19 protein-coding genes and 1 tRNA gene are annotated in these 19,436 nt (G+C 67.2%); 11 read left to right on the top strand and 9 right to left on the bottom strand.

The genetic code is table 11. The features are described 5' to 3' along the window. The first annotated feature begins 11 nt into the window (after positions 1-11). The 7 genes from QRN67_RS11145 to QRN67_RS11115 all read left to right on the top strand — a co-directional run bounded on the left by QRN67_RS11145 (position 12) and on the right by QRN67_RS11115 (position 5,519). Positions 12-662 (top strand): DNA-3-methyladenine glycosylase family protein, encoded by a 651-nt coding sequence (locus QRN67_RS11145; protein WP_285411798.1) that lies wholly within the window; start codon positions 12-14, stop codon positions 660-662. Positions 663-677: 15 nt separating this feature from the next. After that, positions 678-1,658 carry an acetyl-CoA carboxylase carboxyltransferase subunit alpha gene (locus QRN67_RS11140; RefSeq protein WP_081270922.1) on the top strand — a complete coding sequence of 327 codons (981 nt, stop codon included), beginning with the start codon at positions 678-680 and terminating at the stop codon, positions 1,656-1,658. Positions 1,659-1,671: 13 nt separating this feature from the next. Further along, on the top strand, positions 1,672-2,649 hold the full coding sequence (gene tilS, locus QRN67_RS11135; protein ID WP_285411797.1) for a tRNA lysidine(34) synthetase TilS: 978 nt from the start codon (positions 1,672-1,674) through the stop codon (positions 2,647-2,649). Between the two features lie 55 nt (positions 2,650-2,704). Continuing rightward, positions 2,705-3,973: an aspartate kinase gene (locus tag QRN67_RS11130; RefSeq protein ID WP_081270920.1), complete on the top strand. Its 1,269-nt coding sequence runs from the start codon at positions 2,705-2,707 to the stop codon at positions 3,971-3,973. Between the two features lie 27 nt (positions 3,974-4,000). Continuing rightward, positions 4,001-4,093: transfer RNA gene (locus QRN67_RS11125), tRNA-Ser, on the top strand. Positions 4,094-4,355: 262 nt separating this feature from the next. Then, positions 4,356-5,177 carry an alpha/beta fold hydrolase gene (locus QRN67_RS11120; protein WP_285411796.1) on the top strand — a complete coding sequence of 274 codons (822 nt, stop codon included), beginning with the start codon at positions 4,356-4,358 and terminating at the stop codon, positions 5,175-5,177. 33 nt (positions 5,178-5,210) lie between these two features. Beyond that, on the top strand, positions 5,211-5,519 hold the full coding sequence (locus QRN67_RS11115; RefSeq protein ID WP_285411795.1) for a GNAT family N-acetyltransferase: 309 nt from the start codon (positions 5,211-5,213) through the stop codon (positions 5,517-5,519). Between the two features lie 76 nt (positions 5,520-5,595). Here QRN67_RS11115 and QRN67_RS11110 read toward each other — a convergent pair whose 3' ends face one another. From QRN67_RS11110 to QRN67_RS11100, 3 genes are all read right to left on the bottom strand, one after another. Further along, positions 5,596-7,503, bottom strand: a complete 1,908-nt coding sequence (locus tag QRN67_RS11110) for a sensor histidine kinase (RefSeq protein ID WP_285411866.1) — start codon at positions 7,501-7,503, stop codon at positions 5,596-5,598. 146 nt (positions 7,504-7,649) lie between these two features. Next, complete coding sequence (locus tag QRN67_RS11105) at positions 7,650-7,964, bottom strand: c-type cytochrome (RefSeq protein ID WP_285411794.1); 315 nt, start codon at positions 7,962-7,964, stop codon at positions 7,650-7,652. A 29-nt stretch (positions 7,965-7,993) separates the two neighbouring features. Then, the gene (locus QRN67_RS11100) at positions 7,994-8,434 is read right to left on the bottom strand and encodes a DUF3592 domain-containing protein (RefSeq protein WP_285411793.1); all 441 of its coding nucleotides are present in this window, start codon (positions 8,432-8,434) and stop codon (positions 7,994-7,996) included. Positions 8,435-8,566: 132 nt separating this feature from the next. Here QRN67_RS11100 and QRN67_RS11095 point away from each other — a divergent pair, with 132 nt between their 5' ends. Continuing rightward, complete coding sequence (locus tag QRN67_RS11095) at positions 8,567-9,238, top strand: hypothetical protein (RefSeq protein ID WP_081270915.1); 672 nt, start codon at positions 8,567-8,569, stop codon at positions 9,236-9,238. 19 nt (positions 9,239-9,257) lie between these two features. Here the strand turns inward: QRN67_RS11095 and QRN67_RS11090 are convergent, their stop codons facing one another. The 5 genes from QRN67_RS11090 to QRN67_RS11070 all read right to left on the bottom strand — a co-directional run bounded on the left by QRN67_RS11090 (position 9,258) and on the right by QRN67_RS11070 (position 12,974). Further along, entirely contained in the window at positions 9,258-9,440 is a 183-nt protein-coding gene (locus tag QRN67_RS11090; protein WP_155742654.1) for a hypothetical protein, read from the bottom strand. 123 nt (positions 9,441-9,563) lie between these two features. Beyond that, positions 9,564-10,370 carry a polyphosphate kinase 2 family protein gene (locus QRN67_RS11085; protein WP_081270914.1) on the bottom strand — a complete coding sequence of 269 codons (807 nt, stop codon included), beginning with the start codon at positions 10,368-10,370 and terminating at the stop codon, positions 9,564-9,566. A 43-nt stretch (positions 10,371-10,413) separates the two neighbouring features. Continuing rightward, positions 10,414-10,848 carry an RNA-binding S4 domain-containing protein gene (locus tag QRN67_RS11080; protein WP_081270913.1) on the bottom strand — a complete coding sequence of 145 codons (435 nt, stop codon included), beginning with the start codon at positions 10,846-10,848 and terminating at the stop codon, positions 10,414-10,416. Positions 10,849-10,866: 18 nt separating this feature from the next. Continuing rightward, complete coding sequence (locus tag QRN67_RS11075; RefSeq protein ID WP_285411792.1) at positions 10,867-12,297, bottom strand: sensor histidine kinase; 1,431 nt, start codon at positions 12,295-12,297, stop codon at positions 10,867-10,869. Beyond that, on the bottom strand, positions 12,294-12,974 hold the full coding sequence (locus tag QRN67_RS11070) for a response regulator transcription factor (protein ID WP_106934817.1): 681 nt from the start codon (positions 12,972-12,974) through the stop codon (positions 12,294-12,296). The genes QRN67_RS11075 and QRN67_RS11070 overlap by 4 nt, the downstream gene beginning before the upstream one ends. A 131-nt stretch (positions 12,975-13,105) precedes the next feature. Between QRN67_RS11070 and QRN67_RS11065 the strand changes: the two genes are divergently transcribed. The 3 genes from QRN67_RS11065 (at position 13,106) to QRN67_RS11055 (ending at position 16,224) form a co-directional block, all read left to right on the top strand. After that, the gene (locus tag QRN67_RS11065) at positions 13,106-14,065 is read left to right on the top strand and encodes a Bug family tripartite tricarboxylate transporter substrate binding protein (RefSeq protein WP_081270910.1); all 960 of its coding nucleotides are present in this window, start codon (positions 13,106-13,108) and stop codon (positions 14,063-14,065) included. 97 nt (positions 14,066-14,162) lie between these two features. Continuing rightward, entirely contained in the window at positions 14,163-14,699 is a 537-nt protein-coding gene (locus tag QRN67_RS11060; RefSeq protein ID WP_081270909.1) for a tripartite tricarboxylate transporter TctB family protein, read from the top strand. A 1-nt stretch (position 14,700) separates the two neighbouring features. After that, positions 14,701-16,224 carry a tripartite tricarboxylate transporter permease gene (locus tag QRN67_RS11055; RefSeq protein WP_285411791.1) on the top strand — a complete coding sequence of 508 codons (1,524 nt, stop codon included), beginning with the start codon at positions 14,701-14,703 and terminating at the stop codon, positions 16,222-16,224. Positions 16,225-16,312: 88 nt separating this feature from the next. Here QRN67_RS11055 and QRN67_RS11050 read toward each other — a convergent pair whose 3' ends face one another. Next, a complete protein-coding gene (locus QRN67_RS11050; RefSeq protein WP_285411790.1) occupies positions 16,313-19,429 on the bottom strand; it encodes an efflux RND transporter permease subunit in 3,117 nt (1,038 codons plus the stop codon). Between the last annotated feature and the right edge of the window lie 7 nt (positions 19,430-19,436).

The following is a 19,436-nucleotide window of genomic DNA, read 5'->3' as shown; positions in this document are numbered from 1 at the left end:
CGACGAACCCCATGCCCGCCACCAAGAAGTCCAGCGTACAGATCTATACGCCGGACTATTGGGAAGAGGCGTGCAAGCACCTTTCCAAGAAAGACCGCGTCATGAAGCGGTTGATCCCGAAGTTCGGCGACGCCTGCCTGGAGTCGCGCGGCGACGCGTTCACCACGCTGGCGCGCAGCGTGGTCGGCCAGCAGATTTCGGTGAAGGCAGCGCAGACGGTCTGGGACAAGTTCGCGGCGCTGCCCCGCAAGCTGACGCCGGCCAACGTGCTCAAGCTCAAGGTCGACGACATGCGCGCTGCGGGCCTCTCGGCACGCAAGATCGAGTACCTGGTCGACCTGGCCCTGCACTTCGATTCGGGCCTGGTGCACGTCGATTCTTGGAAGGACATGTCGGACGAGCTCATCATCGAGGAGCTCGTGGCCATCCGCGGCATCGGCCGCTGGACCGCCGAGATGTTCCTCATCTTCCACCTGATGCGCCCGAACGTGCTGCCTGTGGACGACCTGGGGCTGCTCAACGGCATCAGCGTCAATTATTTTTCGGGCGATCCGGTCAGCCGCAGCGATGCCCGCGACGTGGCCGTGGCCTGGGCCCCGTATTGCAGCGTGGCGACTTGGTATATTTGGCGATCACTGGACCCGGTTCCAGTCGCATATTGAACACAGGAGAAGACGTTGGCGAAACGAACCTTCCTCGACTTCGAGCAGCCCATTGCTGAACTCGAAACAAAGATCGAAGAACTGCGCTATGTACAGACCGAATCGGCGGTCGACATTTCTGAAGAAATCGATCAGCTCGGCAAGAAAAGCCAGCAGCTCACCAAAGACATCTACAGCGACCTGACGCCCTGGCAGATCACCAAGATCGCCCGGCATCCGGAGCGCCCCTACACGCTCGACTACGTCAACGAAATCTTCACCGATTTCGTGGAGCTCCATGGCGACCGGCACTTTGCGGACGACCTGTCGATCGTGGGCGGCCTGGCGCGCTTCAACGGCGTGCCGTGCATGGTGCTCGGCCATCAGAAGGGGCGCGACACCAAGGAGCGCACTGCGCGCAACTTCGGCATGAGCAAGCCGGAGGGCTACCGCAAGGCCCTGCGCCTCATGAAGACGGCAGAGAAGTTCAAGCTGCCCGTGTTCACCTTCGTGGACACGCCCGGCGCCTATCCCGGCATCGACGCAGAGGAGCGCGGGCAGTCGGAAGCCATCGGCCGCAACATCTTCGAAATGGCGCAGCTCGAGGTGCCGATCATCGTCACCATCATCGGCGAGGGTGGCTCCGGCGGCGCGCTGGCCATTTCGGTCGGCGACCAGCTGGTGATGCTGCAGTATTCGATCTACTCGGTGATCAGCCCCGAGGGGTGCGCTTCCATCCTTTGGAAGACCAGCGACAAGGCGCAGGAAGCGGCCGATGCACTGGGCATCACCGCGCACCGCCTCAAGGCGCTGGGGCTGGTCGACAAGATCGTGAACGAGCCCGTCGGCGGTGCGCACCGCGACCATCGCCAGATGGCCGCGTTCCTGAAGCGCGCGCTCAACGACGCCTTCCGCCAGGTCAGCGACCTGAAGCCGAAGGAACTGCTGGAGCGCCGCTACGAGCGCCTGCAGAGCTACGGCCGTTTCAACGACACCAAGGCCGACAACGGCAGGTAACGCAGCCTCCGCCATGGACTCCGCTTTCGAACGCGCCATGGCCGCGTTCGAGCCGGCGCATTGGCCGCTGGCGGTGGGGTTCAGCGGCGGTGCCGATTCCACGGCCCTGCTGGCCGCCTGCGCGGCGCGCCGGCCGGGCGAGGTTGTCGCCTTCCACGTGCATCACGGGCTGCAGGCCGCGGCCGACGACTTCGAGCGGCATTGCCGGAACGTCTGCGAACGTCTGGCCGTGCCGCTGCGCGTGCATCGCGTCGATGCGCGGCATGCGCGCGGAGACAGCCCGGAGGATGCGGCCCGCCGTGCCCGCTACAGCGCGTTTGCCGAGATGGCGCGCATGGACGGGAGTGGGCCGGCTATCCAATCGATAGCGCTGGGCCACCATGCCGATGACCAGATCGAAACCCTGCTGCTGGCGCTTTCGCGCGGTGCGGGTCTTCCGGGGCTGGCCGCGATGCCGGCGCGCGCGCAGCGGGGCGGGCTGGAAATCCATCGCCCTCTGCTGGCCGTTGCAGGTGCCGACATCCGTGAATGGCTGGCCGGGCGCGGCCTGCCGTGGATCGAAGATCCGACCAACGGCGACGCGCGCTACACCCGCAACCGGATTCGCGCCGTGGTGCTCCCGGCGCTGGCGCAGGCTTTCCCGCAGTTTCGCGCCACCTTCACTCGCAGCATCGGCCATGCCGCCCAGGCGCAGGAGCTGCTGGACGAGCTTGCAGCGCAAGACATGGAGACGGTGGGCAACCCGCCGCGCATCGCGACGCTGCAGACCTTGTCGCATGCCCGGCAGGCCAATGTGCTGCGCCACTGGCTGATGCAGGCCCACGGCAGCGCCCCCAGTGCGGCGCAGCTCGACCAATTGCTCGGCCAGGTCCGCGCCTGCACCACGCGCGGCCACCGGATCCACCTCAAGGTGGCCGCGGGATTCATCGAGCGGAAGGGCGATTTCCTGCATTGGTACAATGCCCCGCCCTCGCCGAAGACTTTGCTCTGACAGCTTGCAGGGCGCCGCCTTTCAAGCGGCCCTTTTCTTTTCTCTGATTTCACCCATGGCATTGATCGTTCACAAATACGGCGGTACGTCGATGGGCTCGACCGAGCGCATCAAGAATGTCGCCAAGCGCGTCGCCAAGTGGGCGCGCGCAGGCCACCAGATGATCGTGGTTCCGAGTGCCATGAGCGGCGAGACCAACCGCCTGCTCGGCTTGGCCAAGGAACTGGCGCCCAGCAAACCCGGCGTGGCGCACAACCGCGAGCTCGACATGCTGGCCTCGACCGGCGAGCAGGCGTCGTCGGCGCTGCTGGCCATCGCGCTGCAGGCGGAGGGCGTCGAGTCGGTCAGCTACGCCGGCTGGCAGGTTTCGGTGCGCACCGACAACTCCTACACCAAGGCCCGCATCGAAAGCATCGACGATGCGCGCGTCATGGCCGACCTGAACGCGGGCAGGGTGGTGGTCATCACCGGCTTCCAGGGCGTGGACGACGACGGCAACATCACCACGCTCGGCCGTGGCGGCAGCGACACCTCGGCCGTGGCCATCGCCGCGGCCATGAAGGCGAACGAATGCCTGATCTACACCGACGTCGACGGCGTCTACACGACCGACCCGCGCGTCGAGCCCGACGCGCGCCGCCTGACGACCGTGAGCTTCGAGGAAATGCTCGAAATGGCGAGCCTGGGCTCCAAGGTCCTGCAAATCCGCTCGGTGGAATTCGCCGGCAAGTACAAGGTGCCGCTGCGTGTGCTTTCGAGCTTCACGCCGTGGGACATCGACATCAATGAAGAGGCCAAGTCCGGCACGCTGATCACTTTCGAGGAAGACGAAAACATGGAACAAGCCGTCGTATCCGGCATCGCATTCAACCGCGACGAAGCCAAGATCTCGGTGCTCGGCGTGCCCGACAAGCCCGGCATCGCGTATCACATCCTCGGTGCCGTGGCAGACGCCAACATCGAAGTCGACGTGATCATCCAGAACCTGAGCAAGGACGGCAAGACCGACTTCAGCTTCACCGTGCATCGCAACGAATACGCGAAGACGGTCGACCTGCTGCAGTCGAAGGTCATGCCTTCGCTGGGCGCGACCGAGATCGTCGGCGACACCAAGATCTGCAAGGTCAGCATCGTGGGCATCGGCATGCGCAGCCACGTGGGCGTCGCCAGCAAGATGTTCCGCGTGCTGAGCGAAGAGGGCATCAACATCCAGATGATCTCGACCAGCGAAATCAAGACCTCGGTCGTGATCGACGAAAAATACATGGAACTTGCGGTGCGCGCACTGCATAAAGCGTTCGATCTGGATCAACCGAGCGCCTAAGTAATGGCATAATCGTGGCTTCTTTCAGGAACTGTGACCGAGTGGCCGAAGGTGCTCCCCTGCTAAGGGAGTATGGGGTGTAGAGCCTCATCGAGGGTTCGAATCCCTCCGGTTCCGCCAATCAAGCCCAGTAGCTTTCAAGCTGCTGGGCTTTTTTGTTTTTGCGTCCGCAAGTCCTCGGCCGAACATTCAAAAAATTCGATGGCAGACGGCAAAAGGTTTCGCCGACGGCGCGGGTGCGAAGCCCGAAGATTCATTCCATGCCGAAGAAACTTCATCCCTCACCCATCATGAGTTCAAGCGAATTCGCGGGCTGTGCGGTTGTCGGCATCGGTTCTTTTCTTTCTTCCCTTCACGCCACCCCGACCCAAAGGACACAACCATGACCACACTCACCCTGCGCGACGGCACCGAGCTCTACTACAAGGACTGGGGCTCGGGCCAGCCCATTCTCTTCAGCCATGGCTGGCCGCTCAGCGCCGACATGTGGGACGCCCAGATGCTGTTCTTCGCGGAACGCGGCTACCGCGCCATCGCGTTCGACCGCCGCGGCTTCGGCCGTTCGAGCCAGCCGTGGACGGGCTACGACTACGACACCTTCGCCGACGACATCGCCGAGCTGATCGAGAAGCTGGACCTGAAGGACGTGATCCTCGCGGGCTTCTCCATGGGCGGCGGCGACGTCACGCGCTACATCGCACGCAAGGGCTCGTCGCGCATCGCCAAGCTGGCGCTCATCAGCGCCGTGACGCCGCTGTTCATGAAGACGGCCGACCACCCCGTGGGCCCCGACGCTTCGCTTTTTGCCGGCATCCGCGCCGGTCTGGCGGCCGATCGCCCGCAGTTCCTCGACGACTTCAGCACGGTCTTCTACGGCACCAACCGCCCCGGCGCCAAGGTGTCGCAGGGCGTGTTCAAGCAGACGCTGCAGATCGCGCTGCAGGCCTCGCTCAAGGCCACCATCGACTGCGTGACCGCGTTCTCGGAAACCGACTTCCGCCCCGACATGGCGAAGATCGACGTGCCCACGCTGGTGATCCACGGCGACGACGACCAGGTCGTGCCCTTCGAGGCCACGGGCAAGCTCGCGGCCGAGATGATCAAGAACAGCCAGCTCAAGGTCTATGCCGGCGCGCCGCACGCCACCTGCAACACGCACGCCGACCAGGTGAACGCCGACCTGCTGGCGTTCATCAAGGGCTGAGCCGGCGCCCTCCGCCCCGCATCGAGATCTCCCATGACCCTTTCCAGCACGGTTCACGACAACCCCGCGAAGCATCGATTCGAATACGAATCGCAGGGGGAGCGCGCGGTGGCCATCTACTCGCTCGAGGGCGATGTCATTACCTTCATCCACACGCTGGTGCCTGAAGCGCTGCAGGGCCAGGGCATCGCGAAGCAACTGGTGCTGGCAGGGTTGGCATCGGCGCGCGAACGCGGGCTGCGCGTGATTGCGCAGTGCCCGGTGTTCGCCGCGTACATGCGGTCGCACCCGGAAACGCACGACCTGCTGGCCGACGAGGGGCGCAAGCTGCTCGGGCTCTGACGGGCCTGCCAAGGCCGGCTTACGCGGTCTTCGGCGACGACATCAGCTCCCGGCCGTCGCAGGCCGCTGCAGTTCCTCAGGCCGCAACGCCCTCGCGCGCCAGCGGCAGCCACAGCATGAAGCGCGTGCCCGTCGGGCGCGATTCCCAGCTGATGGTGCCCTGGATCGACCGCGCCCGCCGCCTCTGGTTCTGCAGGCCCCGGCCGGAAGGCGAGGACAGCACCTTGTCGACGTCGAAACCCTGCCCGTTGTCTTCGATCGTCACGCGAACGCCGGCGCCGTCCAGCGCGGTCTCGACACGGATCTCGGTCGCGCGGGTATGGCGCAGGATGTTCGAGATGCTCTCCTGCACGATGCGCAGTATGTGCAGCGCGCTCGACGGGTCGAGCCATTCAAGGGCGGGCAGCTCCTGCACTTCCCAGCGCAGCGACACGCCGGTGCCTTCGAGCCGCGGCTCCAGGCGGTAGCGCAGGGTGGCGAGCAGCAGCAGCAGGTCGGCTTCCACCGGCTCCAGCGAATCGAGCGTGAGCTTCAGGTCGTCGAGGCAGCTCTTGAGGATCTGCGAGATCTTCTCGTCGCTCATGCCGCCGCCCTCGACCGAGCGGATCGCGCTGATCAACGAGGAGCCCAGGCCGTCGTGCATGTCCTGCATCAGGCGCTGGCGCTCGTCGCTGATGGTGCGCAGGCGCTCGACGTCTCGCAGCCGCTGGTGGCTCAGCTCCAGGTCGGCCTCGCGCTTGCGCAGCCGCTCGGCAAGGCTGTCGTTCAGTTGCTCCACGGCGCCGATGGCATGCACGTAGCGCCGGTACATCAGCACGCCGAACACGCTGAAGGTCACGGCGTTGGTGTAGGCGCCCAGGTACCAGCCCTCGGGGCTGATGAAGTTGTTCTGCAGCAGCCAGTCGGTGATGCCCAGCAGCACGCAGATGCCGATGCCTGCAGCCACCAGCCGGCCCTCGGTGGAGCGGCGCCACGCGCTGACGCCGCCGACCAGGCAGACGGCCGCGCCCATGAGGGCCGCCACCGCATAGATCAGCGGCGTCACGCGCGGGGTGTTCTGCACCAGGTTCAGCCCCGGCATGGTCAGCACGCCGACCGCGGTGGTGGCCAGCACCACGGCCCAGGTCAGCCACCTGAGCGGGCGCTGGTGCAGCTGCCGCAGGAAGAAATGCACCACCAGCACCAGCCAGAACAGCGAATTGACGGTCAGCCACGCGAACCAGTCATTGGCGATCGGCTGGCCCACGTAGAAATGCAGGCCCCGCATGAAGGAGGTGGCCGACAGGTTGAAGAACAGCAGGTAGCCGGTTTCGCCGGGGCGCCTGAACCAGACGAAGAGCGCGAACACGCCCACGGCCAGGAAGGAGGCGCTGAGCATCGCCGGCAGCTCCTGCTGCAGCCACTGGCGCAGGCCGTGGCGGCCCCGCAGCGTTTCGACGGGGCCGAGCCACAGCGAGGACACCGCCACCTGCGTGTTGCGCGAGTGTTCCAGGCGGATGAGGATCTCCTGCGGCGGCGTGCTGGCGGGGCCGCGGTCCAGCTCGACCCACAGCGGCGTGCGCGTGCTGTTCCACAGCGGGCCCAGTTGCTGGGCGCGGTGCACCAGGCGGCCGTCGGCGTAGACGGCAATGGTGCCGTCGGTCTTGATGCGGGCGCCGTACAGCGCCAGGGGGCCGTTGGAGGAGGGCAGGTGGCGCGTGGAGACTCGCAGCCAGGTGATGCGCGTCGGGCGGGCCGCGCTGGACGTGCCGACGGTGGCGTCGCCATCGGCCTGACGCAGCAGCGCGATGGGCAGGGCCAGCGGCAGCCGGATCGGGTTCCAGGCATCCGGCAGGTCGCCTGCCTGCTGCCGCGGGGGCGGCGTGCTGAAGCCCGAGGTGTCCTCGACCTGCCAGTCGGCGCGCTCCAGGTGAAGCGCGGCCCTGGACTGCTGCAGGCCGGACATCCCGCCGAAGAAGGCGCCGATGACGGCCAGCAGCGTCATCGACAGCACGAGTACCACGTTGGCGAAGAAAGGCGCGGGACGGGAGTTCAAGGCAGAGCGTTCAGGTGGGGCGTCCAAATCCGACGCGCCGGGTATGTAACCCATTCTCGCTCTTTGTTACCAATCTTGAGAAAGGTCCGGCGGTGTCAGCGAGGCGCAGGCTGGGACAGCACCCATTGGGCCAGCGCCCGTGCATCGTTTTCCGTCACGTGGGCCTGCCGCGGCATGATGACGCGGCCCCAGGTGCCGACGCTGCCATCGCGGATCTTGCCGGCCAGCCGGGCGGGTGCTTCGGCATCGTTGCGGTAGCGCTCAGCAATCTGCGCGAAACCCGGGCCCACCTGCTTGTGGACCAGCCCGTGGCAGGACAGGCAGCCGTTCTTGCGGGCCAGGTCGGCGGGCGGCGTCTGGGCCGTGGCGGTGATCGCCGCAAGCATGAGCCAGGCGGGAAGGAGATGCATGGATGGAAAAGCTCGGCGGAATGGAGAGATCAGGTTCCCGGTTCCTGGTCGCGCTGGATGCGCCGCAGGATTTCCGCGAACAGCAGAAAGACTCCCCCGATGATGCCTGCCATGGCCGGTCCGCCCCACAGTTCGAATGCGTCGTCGAGCATCACGTTGGCCGGGTTCGAGGGCTGGGCATAGACCTGCACGCTCTCGCCGGCCTCGTAGCGCGGCGTTGCGCTGCTGCTCGAGGTGGTGAAGTCGATCAGCGCGCCAGACGGTGCCCTGAAACGCACCAGCGGCCGCCAGGTGCCGTCGGTATTGTTCTTGTTGCTGCTGCGCACATGCTGGAGCTCCACCACCTGGCCCTGGACGCGGTCGGCGGAGGCAATGAAGCTCAGCTTGCCGAAGGCCAGGTAGCCGCACAGCCCGAGCAGTGCGACGCCGATGAGCGCGAAAAGGTACTTGGCGAATGTCTCGAACTTCATGGGTCTGCCGGCTGGAGGAATCGCTGCATCGTCGCAAATGCCGGGCGTCGTTCATTCGCGACAAGGCGATTCAGGAGTAACTATATGTATGGTTAAATCCTGCGAACAATCGTTAGAAGACGAGGGATTCCCATGAAGTTCCTGCTGAGCATTGCGGCCGCCGCTGTCGCACTGGCTGGTTGTGCCAGCCAGCCGATGACGCCGACCGAACCCGGAACGGGGACCGGTCTCTCTTATGTGCCGATGGTCGCCATGGAAGGCGTGGACAAGGCGCGCTACGCGAGCGACGTCAGCGCCTGCCGCGAGGCAGCCACGCGCATCATCGCGCGCAGCGAGGCCAATACCGACCTGATGTGGGCCGCCGTGGGAGTGGGGCTGGTCACGTGGTACAGCCAGGGCATGGCGACAGGCTTCGCGGTGGCCGGCATCGGCACCTCGGCCGTCGACTACGCGGGGCAGCCCTCGGCCACGCTGATCGCCGAGCACCAGCAGATCGCGATCGTCCACTGCATGGCCAAGCGCGGCTATCGCAATCTCGATCCCAACGTGCGCGACTCTTTCTACGGCAACACCTTCGACCCGGCCATCGTCTACAAGCCGCGCCGTACCGGTGTCGATACCTACAACGTCGAGAAGCTGGCCAAGGCCGGGCGCTGCAACCTGCAGCCGCGCGCCGAACTCACAGCCAAGGGCCCGGGCTACGAAACCTACAACGTGCCTTGCGACAACGGTGCCACCTGGGCGGTGCGCTGCGAGTTCGGCAAGTGCCGCGTGCTGGCCCAGGCGCTGATCCGCCGCTCCTGAGCCATCGTGTCAGCGGCGCTCAGCGCCAGACGTAGTGGCCGCGCACGAAGCGGCCATGCTCGCGGTGCGCAGGCACCCAGACCTTGTGCGGACGGTGATGCGGCCGGTCGTAGCCGGGCCCGTGGCGCGGCGGCATGGGCTGGGCCATGGCGGCGGTGGAGGCAAGCATGCAGGCTGCAAGTGCGAAGAGTATTTTTTTCATGTTGGAGTCCTTCTTTGGGTTGCACCTGAATTGGTACGCGGCCCAGCTTAGTGGGCCGCTCGGCGCGGCTCCGTAGGCGAAGTCGCACTTTACAAGCGGGACACCAAAGAAGGGCCGCACGCCTTATTTGATGATCATGCCCTTGAGCGCCGGGTCCGGCGGCGGCGGCTTGAGCTTCATCTGCCGCATCGTCTTCACCAGCAGTTGGGCGACCATCACGTTGCGGTGCCGCTTGCTGTTGGCGGGTATCACGTGCCAGGGGGCATGCTCGGTCGAGGTGGCGCCCAGCGCGCTCTGGTAGGCCTGCTGGTAGGCGTTCCACTTGGTGCGCACCCGCAGGTCGTCCATGCTGAACTTCCATTGCTTGCCGGGCGTGTCGATGCGCGCCTGCAGGCGCTCGCGCTGCTCGTCCTTGTCGATGTGCAGCATGCACTTGATGACGACCGTGCCGGTCTCCGTGAGCAGCCGCTCGAAGTCGTTGATCTGCGCGTAGCGGCGCTTGGCCTCTGCCTTGTCGATCCAGCCTTCGACCACAGGAACGAGCACGTCTTCGTAGTGGCTGCGGTTCCACACCATGATCTCGCCGGTGCGCGGCACGGCGGCATGGCAGCGCCAGAGGTAGTCGTGCGCGCGCTCCTCGTCGTTGGGCGCCTTGAAGGCCGTCACGCGCACGCCCAGCGGCGAGGTCCGCGAGAACACCCAGCGCACCGTGCCGTCCTTGCCGCTGGTGTCCATGCCCTGCAGCACCACCAGCAGCTTGCGCCGGCCCTCGGCGTGCAGCAGGTCCTGCAGTTCGTCGAGCTCGACGGCGAGCGCGTCGACTTCCGCGCGCTGCGAGGCTTCGTCACCTTCGCAGAAGGGCGTGTCGTCGGGGTCGATGTGCGACAGCTTGAACTTGTCGCCTACGCGGTATTTCTTGAAGCTGGCCATGCAACGGGACTCCTCGAAGAAAGAAAGCCCACAGCGTAAGCGATCAGCGTTCTGTGTCGTCCGCGTCGATCGATGCGCTCCAGCGGCTGTCCCATTCGGCGTGCCGCACCGCGCCGTCGAGTTCGCGCCGGTCGCGCTTGGTGGGGCGGCCCTGTTCGATGGCCAAGGCCGGCTCGCTGCCCATGCGGCGCAGTTCGCGGAAGGCGGCCTGGGCGGCGATGCTTTCGGGCGTTTCCTCGTAGAGCTGCTGCGCCACCGGCGCCGGCCCGCGCTGCCCGCTGAGGCCGCGCACCGTGACCGTTCGCGTGAGCGTGCCCAGCCGCATGGCGACCGTGTCGCCGGCCTTCACCTCGCGCGAGGCCTTGGCGACGTCGCCGTTCACCTGCACGCGGTTCTTGCCGATTTCCTCCGCGGCCAGCGAGCGCGTCTTGAAGAAGCGTGCGGCCCAGAGCCATTTGTCGATGCGCAGACGTTCCATGGATATCAGGAGTGAATATCAGGAATTGTGCCGCCACAGCGGCAGGTGCACGACCGCATCCAGCCCGACCACGCGTGCGGCGCCGTCCGACGTGGCGGGCGCGACACGGTTGTCGAGCGCGATGCGACCGTCCAGCGCCAGCACGATCTCGCGGCAGATCGCCAGCCCCAGCCCCGAGCCGCTCGACGCGCTGCCCGCCGAAAACGGAGCGAACAGCCGCTGGCGCAGCTCCGGCGAGATGCCCGGGCCTTCGTCGCGCACGGTGAGCACCGCCTCGCCGGCCTGCGCACGCACCGAGACCAGCAGCGCCGCGCCAGCCGGGCTCAGCTTGATGGCGTTGTGCAGCAGGTTGCGCGTGAGCTCCTGCAGCATCCACTGGTGGGCCCGCACCACCACCGGCGCGTCGATGGCCAGCTCGAAGTCGAGTGCCTTGTCGGCCACCAGCGGCGACAGGTCGAGCGCGATCTGCCGCACGATGGCGCCCAGGTCGAGCGCCACCGATTCCGGCTGCTGGCGCAATTGCTCGACCTTGGCGAGCGACAGCATCTGGTTGGCCAGCGTGGTGGCGCGCTCCACGGTCTGGCTGATTTCACCGAGCGCCTGCTCCGGCGCCACGTCGCCGCGCCGCGCCGATTGCACCTGCGCCTTGAGCACCGCCAGCGGCGTGCGCAACTGGTGCGCGCTGTCGCGCACGAAGCGCTTCTGATGGTCCAGCAGCCGCTGCAGGCGGCCCATGACTTCGGTGGTGGCGTCTATCAGCGGGCGCAACTCGCGCGGGGCGTCCGGCGCGTCGATGGGCGAGAGGTCGTCGGCCGCGCGTTTCTCGATGGCTTCGCCCAGCTCGCGCACCGGGCGCGTGGCGCGTTGCACCACGAACAGCGTCGCCAGCGCGATCACGCCCATCAGCAGGAACTGCCGCCACAGCGTGTCGACCAGCAGCTTGCGCGCCAGCGTCTCGCGGATCTCCAGCGTCTCGGCCACCTGAACCACCGCCATGCCGCGGCCACGTGCGCTGGCCACCGGCTGCAGAAGCACCGCCACGCGCACCGGCTGGTTGCGGAACTGGGCGTCGTAGAAATCGACCAGCGCCGCGTAGGCGCTGCGGTCCGGAATGCGCCCGCGCCAGAACGGCAGCTCGGCAAAGCCCGAGATCATCTCGCCGTCGAGCGCCGACACGCGGTAGAAGAGCCGGCTGCGGTTGTCGGCCTCGAAGGCCTCGAGCGCGGAGTAGGGCACGATAGCGCGCAGCCGCGCCATCTGGTCGTAGCCTTCCACGTCGAGCTGCTCGCCGATGGTCTTGGCGGACGCCAGCAGCGTGCGGTCGTAGGCGGTGGTGGCGGCAGCCAGGCTCTGGCGGTACAGGCTCACGCTGTTGATCACGATGAACACGGCGATCGGCGCGAGGATGCCGAGCAGCAGCCGCGCGCGAAGCGAGGAAATGTGCCTCATGCTTCCGGTCGCAAGAGGTAGCCCAGCCCGCGCATCGTCATGAGCACGGCGCCGGTGCCCACCAGCTTCTTGCGCAGGCGGTAGACCACCACCTCGATGGCCTCGTACTGCACCTCGGTCTCGCCGGGGAACACCAGCTCGAACAGGCGCTCCTTGGTCACGGCGTGGCCCGGTTTCATCATCAGCGCCTTCAGCAGCGCCAGTTCGCGCGGGGTGAGTTCGAGCAGATCCGCGCGGTTGTAGATGGCGCCGTTCGCGGGCTCGAAGCGCAGGCCGCCGATCTGCTGGGGGTTCAGCCCCATGTCGGTCATCACGCCGTGGCTGCGGCGGCGCAGCGCACGGATGCGCGCTTCCAGTTCGTCGAGGTCGAAGGGCTTGGGCAGGTAGTCGTCCGCGCCGGCATTCAGGCCCATGATGCGGTCGCCGACGGTGCCGCGCGCCGTCAGCAGCAGCACCGGCGTGCGCAGTCCCTCGGCCCGGGCCTGGGCCAGCACCTGCAGGCCGTCAAGGTTGGGCAGGCTCAGGTCGAGCGCCACCACGTCGGGCTCCAGGGCGCGCCACATCGCGACGGCCTCGGCGCCGTCGCCGCAGACGCGCACGTCGATCCGCTGGCGCCCGAGGGTGCGCTGCAGGGTGATTTGCATCGAGGGGTCGTCTTCGACCAGCAGCAGCTTCATACGGGCACGGATTGGTGGGAATTCGGTGTTTTCCCCAGTTTGTCGGACAGCCAACTGACAGCGGGGCGGCGCATGATACTCAGCTTCAAGTCAGCTTCCTTTCAAGTTACTTTCAGCACCAGGAGACAACAATGCGTCGCGACACCTTTCTGAAGTCATTGGCCGCGCTGGCCGCCGCCGGTGCCCTGCCACTGTCCGCCCGGGCCGCGGCCAACGTCAAGATGATGATCCCGGCCAACCCCGGCGGCGGCTGGGACACCACCGGCCGCGCCCTGGGCAAGGCCCTGACCGACGCCAAGGTGGCCGACACCGTCACCTACGACAACAAGGGCGGTGCCGCCGGCGCGCTGGGCCTGGCCCAGTTCGTGAACGGTTCCAAGGGCGACGCCAACGCGCTGATGGTCATGGGCTCGGTCATGCTGGGCGGCATCATCACCGGCAAGCCGCCGGTCAACCTGTCGCAGGCCACGCCCATCGCGCGCCTGACCACCGAATACAACGTGTTCGTGCTGCCGTCGAACTCGCCGTTCAAGACCATGAAGGACGTGGTCGAGCAGCTCAAGAAGGACCCGGGCAGCGTCAAGTGGGGCGGCGGTTCGCGCGGCTCCACCGAGCACATCGCCGCCGCCATGATCGCGCAGAAGGTCGGTGCCGACCCCTCGAAGATCAACTACGTGGCCTTCCGCGGAGGCGGCGAGGCCACCGCGGCCGTGCTGGGCGGCAACGTCACCATCGGCGGCAGCGGCTACAGCGAGTTCGCCGAATACATCGCGGCCGGCAAGATGAAGGCCATTGCCGTCACCTCGGCCCAGCGCCTGCCGGGCATCGACGTGCCCACGCTGAAGGAACAGGGCATCGACGTGGAAATCGGCAACTGGCGCGGCGTGTACGGCGCGCCCGGCATCTCCGCCGACCAGCGCAAGGCGCTGACCGACATGGTGCTGGCCGCCATGAAGAGCGCGTCCTGGGCCGAATCGCTCAAGAAGAACGACTGGACGCCCGCCGTGCTGTCGGGCGAAGCCTTCACGAAGTTCGTCGACGACGACTTCGCGAGCCTGCGCGCCATCATGACGAAATCCGGCATGGTCTGACCCCCGGCGCGCACCACTGGCCCGCCCCACGGCGCGCTGTCCTCGAAAGAGTCGACAGCGTGCCGTTTTCAAATCCAGCTCCACCCCGGGAGAAAAAATGACAACTCCAGACTCCTCGGCCCCGCCGCAATCCGCGGCCACGTGGCCGCAAACCCTGGTCGGCGCCGGCGTGCTGCTGACCGGCCTCGCGCTGGCGTTCGGCGCGATCGGCATTTCCTCCGAAGCCGGCTACGGCGGCGTCGGCCCCAACTTCCTGCCCTGGCTGGTGTCGGTGGTGCTGGTGCTGTGCGGCGCCTGGATCGTGTGGGAGGCGCGCACCGGCGGCTTCCGCGAACTCGACGCGCCCTCGGGTGCCGAGCACGCCTACTGGCCGGGCTTCATCTGGGTGTCGGCGGGGCTGCTGCTCAACGCCGCGCTCATCACCACGCTCGGCTTCATCATCAGCTGCACGCTGTGCTACGTGCTGGCGGTGCAGGGCCTGCGCCGCGCGAGCGGGCAGGGCGGCGTGAATTCGCCGCGCACCTGGGCGACCGACCTGCTGGCCGGCGTGCTCATCTCGGCGCCGGTGTTCTGGACCTTCACGCAATTCCTGGCCATCAACCTGCCCGGCCTCACTTCGACTGGCTGGCTCTGACATGGACATCTTCAACGCACTCATGGCGGGCTTCGCCGCGGCGATCACCCCCGTCAATCTGCTCTGGTGCCTGGTCGGCTGCGCCCTTGGCACGGCCGTGGGCGTGCTGCCCGGCATCGGCCCGGCGGTGGCGGTGGCCATGCTGCTGCCCATCACCGGCAAGGTCGACGTCACGGCCTCGATGATCTTCTTCTCGGGCATCTACTACGGCGCCATGTACGGCGGCTCGACCACGTCCATCCTGCTCAACACGCCCGGCGAAACCGCCAGCATGGTGACCGCGATGGAGGGCAACAAGATGGCCAAGAGCGGCAGGGCGGGCGCGGCGCTCGCCACCGCCGCCATCGGATCCTTCGTGGCCGGCACCATCGCCACGGTGATCGTCACGCTGTTCGCGCCGTTCGTGGCCGAATTCGCGGTCAAGCTCGGCCCGCCCGAATACTTCATGCTGATGCTGCTGGCCTTCACCACGGTGAGCGCGGTGCTCGGCAAGAGCACGCTGCGCGGCATGACGGCGCTGTTCGTCGGCCTGGCCGCGGGCTGCGTCGGGCTCGACCAGATCTCGGGCCAGGGCCGCTACACCGGCGGCGTGCCCGAACTGCTCGACGGCATCGAGATCGTGCTGGTGGCCGTCGGCCTGTTCGCCGTGGCCGAGGTGCTCTACGCCGTGCTGTACGAAGGCAAGGTGGTCGAGGGCCAGAACAAGCTGAGCCGGGTGCACATGAGCAAGCGCGACTGGAAGCGCTCGATTCCCGCGTGGCTGCGCGGCACCGCCATCGGCACGCCTTTCGGCTGCATCCCCGCCGGCGGCACCGAGATCCCGACCTTCCTGAGCTACGCGACCGAAAAGAAGCTGGCCAAGGACGCGGACGCCAAGGCCGAGTTCGGCACCAAGGGCGCCATCGAAGGCGTGGCCGGCCCCGAGGCCGCCAACAACGCCACGGTGACCGCCGCGCTGATTCCGCTGCTCACGCTGGGCATTCCCACCTCCAACACCACCGCCATCCTGCTGGGCGCGTTCCAGAACTACGGCATCCAGCCGGGCCCGCAGCTGTTCACCACCTCGGCCGCGCTGGTGTGGGCGCTGATCGCCTCGCTCTACATCGGCAACGTGATGCTGCTGGTGCTGAACCTGCCGATGGTCGGCCTGTGGGTCAAGCTGCTGAAGATTCCGAAGCCCCAGCTCTACGCCGGCATCCTGATCTTCGCCACCGTGGGTGCCTACGGCATGCGCCAGAGCGCGTTCGACCTGTTCCTGCTCTACGGCATCGGCCTCTTGGGCGTGCTGATGCGGCGCTTCGACTTCCCGACCGCGCCGGTGGTGGTCGGCATGATCCTCGGCCCGCTCGCCGAAGCGCAGCTGCGCAACGCGATGTCGATGGGCGAGGGCAGCGCGATGGTGTTCCTGCAGCGTCCGATGTCGCTGACGCTGATCGTCATCGTGCTGGCCGTGCTGGTGCTGCCGCGGCTTGCCAAGCGATTGAGCGAACGCAAGCTGAAGCGGCTGGCGCAATTGGACGCCTGACGCTCTTCGGAGCCCGCTTCAGGGCGGGCCAGCCAAATAAAGAAGCCGCGGCATTTGCCGCGGCTTCTTTCATTTCTGCCTGTGCGTTCTACCGTCCCGCTGCGGGCGTCTCGACCAGGTCGTCGTCGATATGCGGATCCACGGGCTGCCCGCGCAGCCTGCGCACCGTGCGGCGGATCCAGTGCTCGATGTCGTCCACGTAGGTGAACACCGCCGGCACCACCAGCAGGCTCAGCACGGTCGAGGTGATCAGCCCGCCGATCACCGCCATCGCCATCGGCGAGCGGAAGCTCGAGTCCGCCGCGCCGAAGCCGACCGCGATCGGCAGCATGCCGGCGCCCATGGCGAGCGTGGTCATGATGATGGGCCGTGCGCGCTTGTGGCAGGCGTCGCGCAGCGCGTCCCAGCGGCTCATGCCGTGGTCGCGGCGCGCCACGATGGCGTATTCGACCAGCAGGATCGAGTTCTTGGTCGCGATGCCCATCAGCATGATGAGACCGATCAGCGAAGGCATCGACAGCGCCTTCTGCCCGATCAGCAGCCCCACGAAGGCCCCGCCCAGCGCCAGCGGCAGCGCGCACAGGATGGTCACCGGGTGCAGGAAGTCCTTGAACAGCAGCACCAGCACGATGTAGATGCACAGCACGCCCGTCAGCATCGCCAGGCCGAAGCTCGCGAACAGCTCGGTCATGACCTCGGCGTCGCCGACTTCTGCAATGCGCACGCCCGGCGGCAGCTTCTGGATCGAAGGGAGCTTCTGCACCGCGGCCTTCGCGTCGCCCAGGCCCACGCCCGACAGTTCGATCTCGAAGTTCACGTTGCGCGAGCGGTCGTAGCGGTCGATGACGGCCGGGCCGCCTTCCATGGTGAGCGAGGCCACCTGGTTGAGCATGACCGGGCCGCGCGTGCCGGGCACCGAGAGGCGGCCGAGCAGGTCGATGTCCTGCCGCGCGGAGTCTTCCAGCTTCACCACGATCGGCACCTGCCGCTGCGCGAGGTTGAGCTTGGCGAGCGACTGGTCGTAGTCGCCCAGCGTGGCCACGCGCAGGGTCTCGGCGATGGCGGAACTGGTCACGCCCAGGTCGGCGGCGCGCGCGAAGTCGGGGCGCACCGCGATCTCGGGGCGCACCAGGCTCGCGGTGGAGGTGATGTTGCCCAGGCCGGGAACGGTGCGCAGGTCTTTCTCGACCGCGCTCGCCGCGCTGGCCAGGGCCACCGGGTCTTCGCCGGTCAGCGCCAGGATGTATTTCTCGCCCGAGCCGCCCAGGCCCACCGTGCTGCGCACGCCGGGCAGCGTTTCGAGCGCGGTGCGGATCTGGTTCTCGATGACCTGCTTGCGCGGCCGGTCGCCGCGCGGGTCGAGCTTGATGGTGAGCGTGGCCTTGCGCGTCTCGGGCGTGCCGAAGCTGGCGAACGGGTCGCCGCCCGCGCTGCCGCCGGCCACCGTGGTGTAGACGCTCTTCACGTGCGCGATCTGCATCACGCGGCGGCGGGTTTCCTCCGCCGCGGCGGTGGTCTGCGCCAGCGTGGAGCCCGGCGCGAGCGAGAGGTACACCTGCGTCTGCGAGTTGTCGTCCGGCGGAATGAAGCCGGTCTTCAGCAGCGGGATCATCGCCAGCGAACCGAAGAAGAAGAGGGTGGCCAGCACCATCGTCTTGAAGCGGTTGTGCGTGCTCCACTCCACGGCGCGCATGTACCAGCGCAGCCAGCCCGGTTCCGTTTCGGCCGTGACCACGGGCTTGAGCATGTAGGCCGCCATCATCGGCGTGAGCACCCGCGCCACCACCAGCGAAGCGAACACCGCGAGCGCCGCGGTCCAGCCGAACTGCTTGAAGAACTTGCCCGCAACGCCGCTCATGAAGGCGGTGGGCAGGAACACCGCGATCAGCGTGAAGGTGGTGGCGATCACCGCCAGGCCGATCTCGTCGGCAGCCTCCATGGCCGCCTGGTAGGGCGTCTTGCCCATGCGCAGGTGGCGCACGATGTTCTCGACTTCCACGATGGCGTCGTCCACCAATATGCCCACCACCAGCGACAGCGCCAGCAGCGAGATCACGTTGACCGAGAAGCCCAGCAGGTGCATGCCGATGAACGCCGGGATCACCGACATCGGCAGCGCCACGGCCGACACGAAGGTGGCGCGCCAGTCGCGCAGGAACAGCCACACCACGACCACCGCCAGGATCGCGCCTTCGTACAGCAGGTGCAGCGAACCGTTGTATTCCTCTTCCACCGGGTCGACGAAGTTGAAGGCCTCGGTCAGCTCGATGTCGGGGCGCTGCGCGCGCATGTCGGCCAGCGCCTTCTGCACCGCGCGGCCCACTTCCACCTCGCTGGCACCGCGGCTGCGGGCCACTTCGAAGCCCACCACCGGCTTGCCGTTGAGCAGCGCGGCCGCGCGCGGCTCGGCGATGGTGTCGCTGATGCGCGCCACCTGGTCGAGCCGGATGCGGCGGCCGTCGGTCAGCACGATCTGCATGTCGGCGAGCTGGTCGGCCGACTTCACCGTGGCAAGCGTGCGCACCGGCTGTTCGCTGCCGCCCAGGTCGAAGCGGCCGCCCGCGCTCTCGGTCTGCACCTGGCGCAGCTGGCGCGAGATGTCGCCCGCCGAGGCTCCGAGCGCCTGCAGCTTGACCGGGTCGAGGTCCACGTGAACCTGGCGCGTGGCGCCGCCCACGCGGTTCACCGCGCCCACGCCCGGCAGCGCCAGCAGACGCTTGGTGACGTCGTTGTCCACGTACCAGCTCAGTGCCTCGTTGTCCATTTGCGAGGACGCAATGGTGAAGGCCAGCACCGGCTGGCCCGCCAGGTCGAGCTTGGTGACGACCGGGTCGCGCACGTCGGCCGGCAGGTCCGCGCGCACGCGCTGCACGGCGGAGCGCACGTCGTCCACGGCTTCCTGCACGGGCTTTTCGAGGCGGAACTCGACGATCAGCGTGGCGGCGCCGTCCTGCACCTTGGTGGTGATGTGCTTCAGGCCCTGCACCGTGGCGATGGAGTTCTCGAGCTTGCGCGCGACGTCGGTTTCCAGCTGCGAAGGCGCGGCGCCGGGCAGCGATGCCGAGACCGTCACGGTCGGCAGGTCGATGTCCGGAAAGTTCTGCACCTTCATCGCGTTGAACGACAGCAACCCACCGAAGGTGAGCAGCACGAACAGCATCACCGCCGGAATCGGGTTGCGTATGGACCAGGCGGAAACATTCATGGGCGAG

This window comes from Variovorax sp. efr-133-TYG-130 (assembly GCF_030208835.1).
Taxonomy (GTDB): domain Bacteria; phylum Pseudomonadota; class Gammaproteobacteria; order Burkholderiales; family Burkholderiaceae_C; genus Variovorax.
This window is presented reverse-complemented; position numbering and strand designations above follow the sequence as displayed.

What these genes read in the sequence shown, in the direction of transcription:
- QRN67_RS11145 (WP_285411798.1), top strand. Translation starts at nt 12, where the DNA reads ATGCCCGCCACCAAGAAGTCCAGCGTACAGATCTATACGCCGGACTAT.
- tilS (WP_285411797.1), top strand. Translation starts at nt 1,672, where the DNA reads ATGGACTCCGCTTTCGAACGCGCCATGGCCGCGTTCGAGCCGGCGCAT.
- QRN67_RS11130 (WP_081270920.1), top strand. Translation starts at nt 2,705, where the DNA reads ATGGCATTGATCGTTCACAAATACGGCGGTACGTCGATGGGCTCGACC.
- QRN67_RS11120 (WP_285411796.1), top strand. Translation starts at nt 4,356, where the DNA reads ATGACCACACTCACCCTGCGCGACGGCACCGAGCTCTACTACAAGGAC.
- QRN67_RS11115 (WP_285411795.1), top strand. Translation starts at nt 5,211, where the DNA reads ATGACCCTTTCCAGCACGGTTCACGACAACCCCGCGAAGCATCGATTC.
- QRN67_RS11110 (WP_285411866.1), bottom strand. Translation starts at nt 7,503, where the DNA reads ATGACGCTGCTGGCCGTCATCGGCGCCTTCTTCGGCGGGATGTCCGGC.
- QRN67_RS11105 (WP_285411794.1), bottom strand. Translation starts at nt 7,964, where the DNA reads ATGCATCTCCTTCCCGCCTGGCTCATGCTTGCGGCGATCACCGCCACG.
- QRN67_RS11100 (WP_285411793.1), bottom strand. Translation starts at nt 8,434, where the DNA reads ATGAAGTTCGAGACATTCGCCAAGTACCTTTTCGCGCTCATCGGCGTC.
- QRN67_RS11095 (WP_081270915.1), top strand. Translation starts at nt 8,567, where the DNA reads ATGAAGTTCCTGCTGAGCATTGCGGCCGCCGCTGTCGCACTGGCTGGT.
- QRN67_RS11090 (WP_155742654.1), bottom strand. Translation starts at nt 9,440, where the DNA reads ATGAAAAAAATACTCTTCGCACTTGCAGCCTGCATGCTTGCCTCCACC.
- QRN67_RS11085 (WP_081270914.1), bottom strand. Translation starts at nt 10,370, where the DNA reads ATGGCCAGCTTCAAGAAATACCGCGTAGGCGACAAGTTCAAGCTGTCG.
- QRN67_RS11080 (WP_081270913.1), bottom strand. Translation starts at nt 10,848, where the DNA reads ATGGAACGTCTGCGCATCGACAAATGGCTCTGGGCCGCACGCTTCTTC.
- QRN67_RS11075 (WP_285411792.1), bottom strand. Translation starts at nt 12,297, where the DNA reads ATGAGGCACATTTCCTCGCTTCGCGCGCGGCTGCTGCTCGGCATCCTC.
- QRN67_RS11070 (WP_106934817.1), bottom strand. Translation starts at nt 12,974, where the DNA reads ATGAAGCTGCTGCTGGTCGAAGACGACCCCTCGATGCAAATCACCCTG.
- QRN67_RS11065 (WP_081270910.1), top strand. Translation starts at nt 13,106, where the DNA reads ATGCGTCGCGACACCTTTCTGAAGTCATTGGCCGCGCTGGCCGCCGCC.
- QRN67_RS11060 (WP_081270909.1), top strand. Translation starts at nt 14,163, where the DNA reads ATGACAACTCCAGACTCCTCGGCCCCGCCGCAATCCGCGGCCACGTGG.
- QRN67_RS11055 (WP_285411791.1), top strand. Translation starts at nt 14,701, where the DNA reads ATGGACATCTTCAACGCACTCATGGCGGGCTTCGCCGCGGCGATCACC.
- QRN67_RS11050 (WP_285411790.1), bottom strand. Translation starts at nt 19,429, where the DNA reads ATGAATGTTTCCGCCTGGTCCATACGCAACCCGATTCCGGCGGTGATG.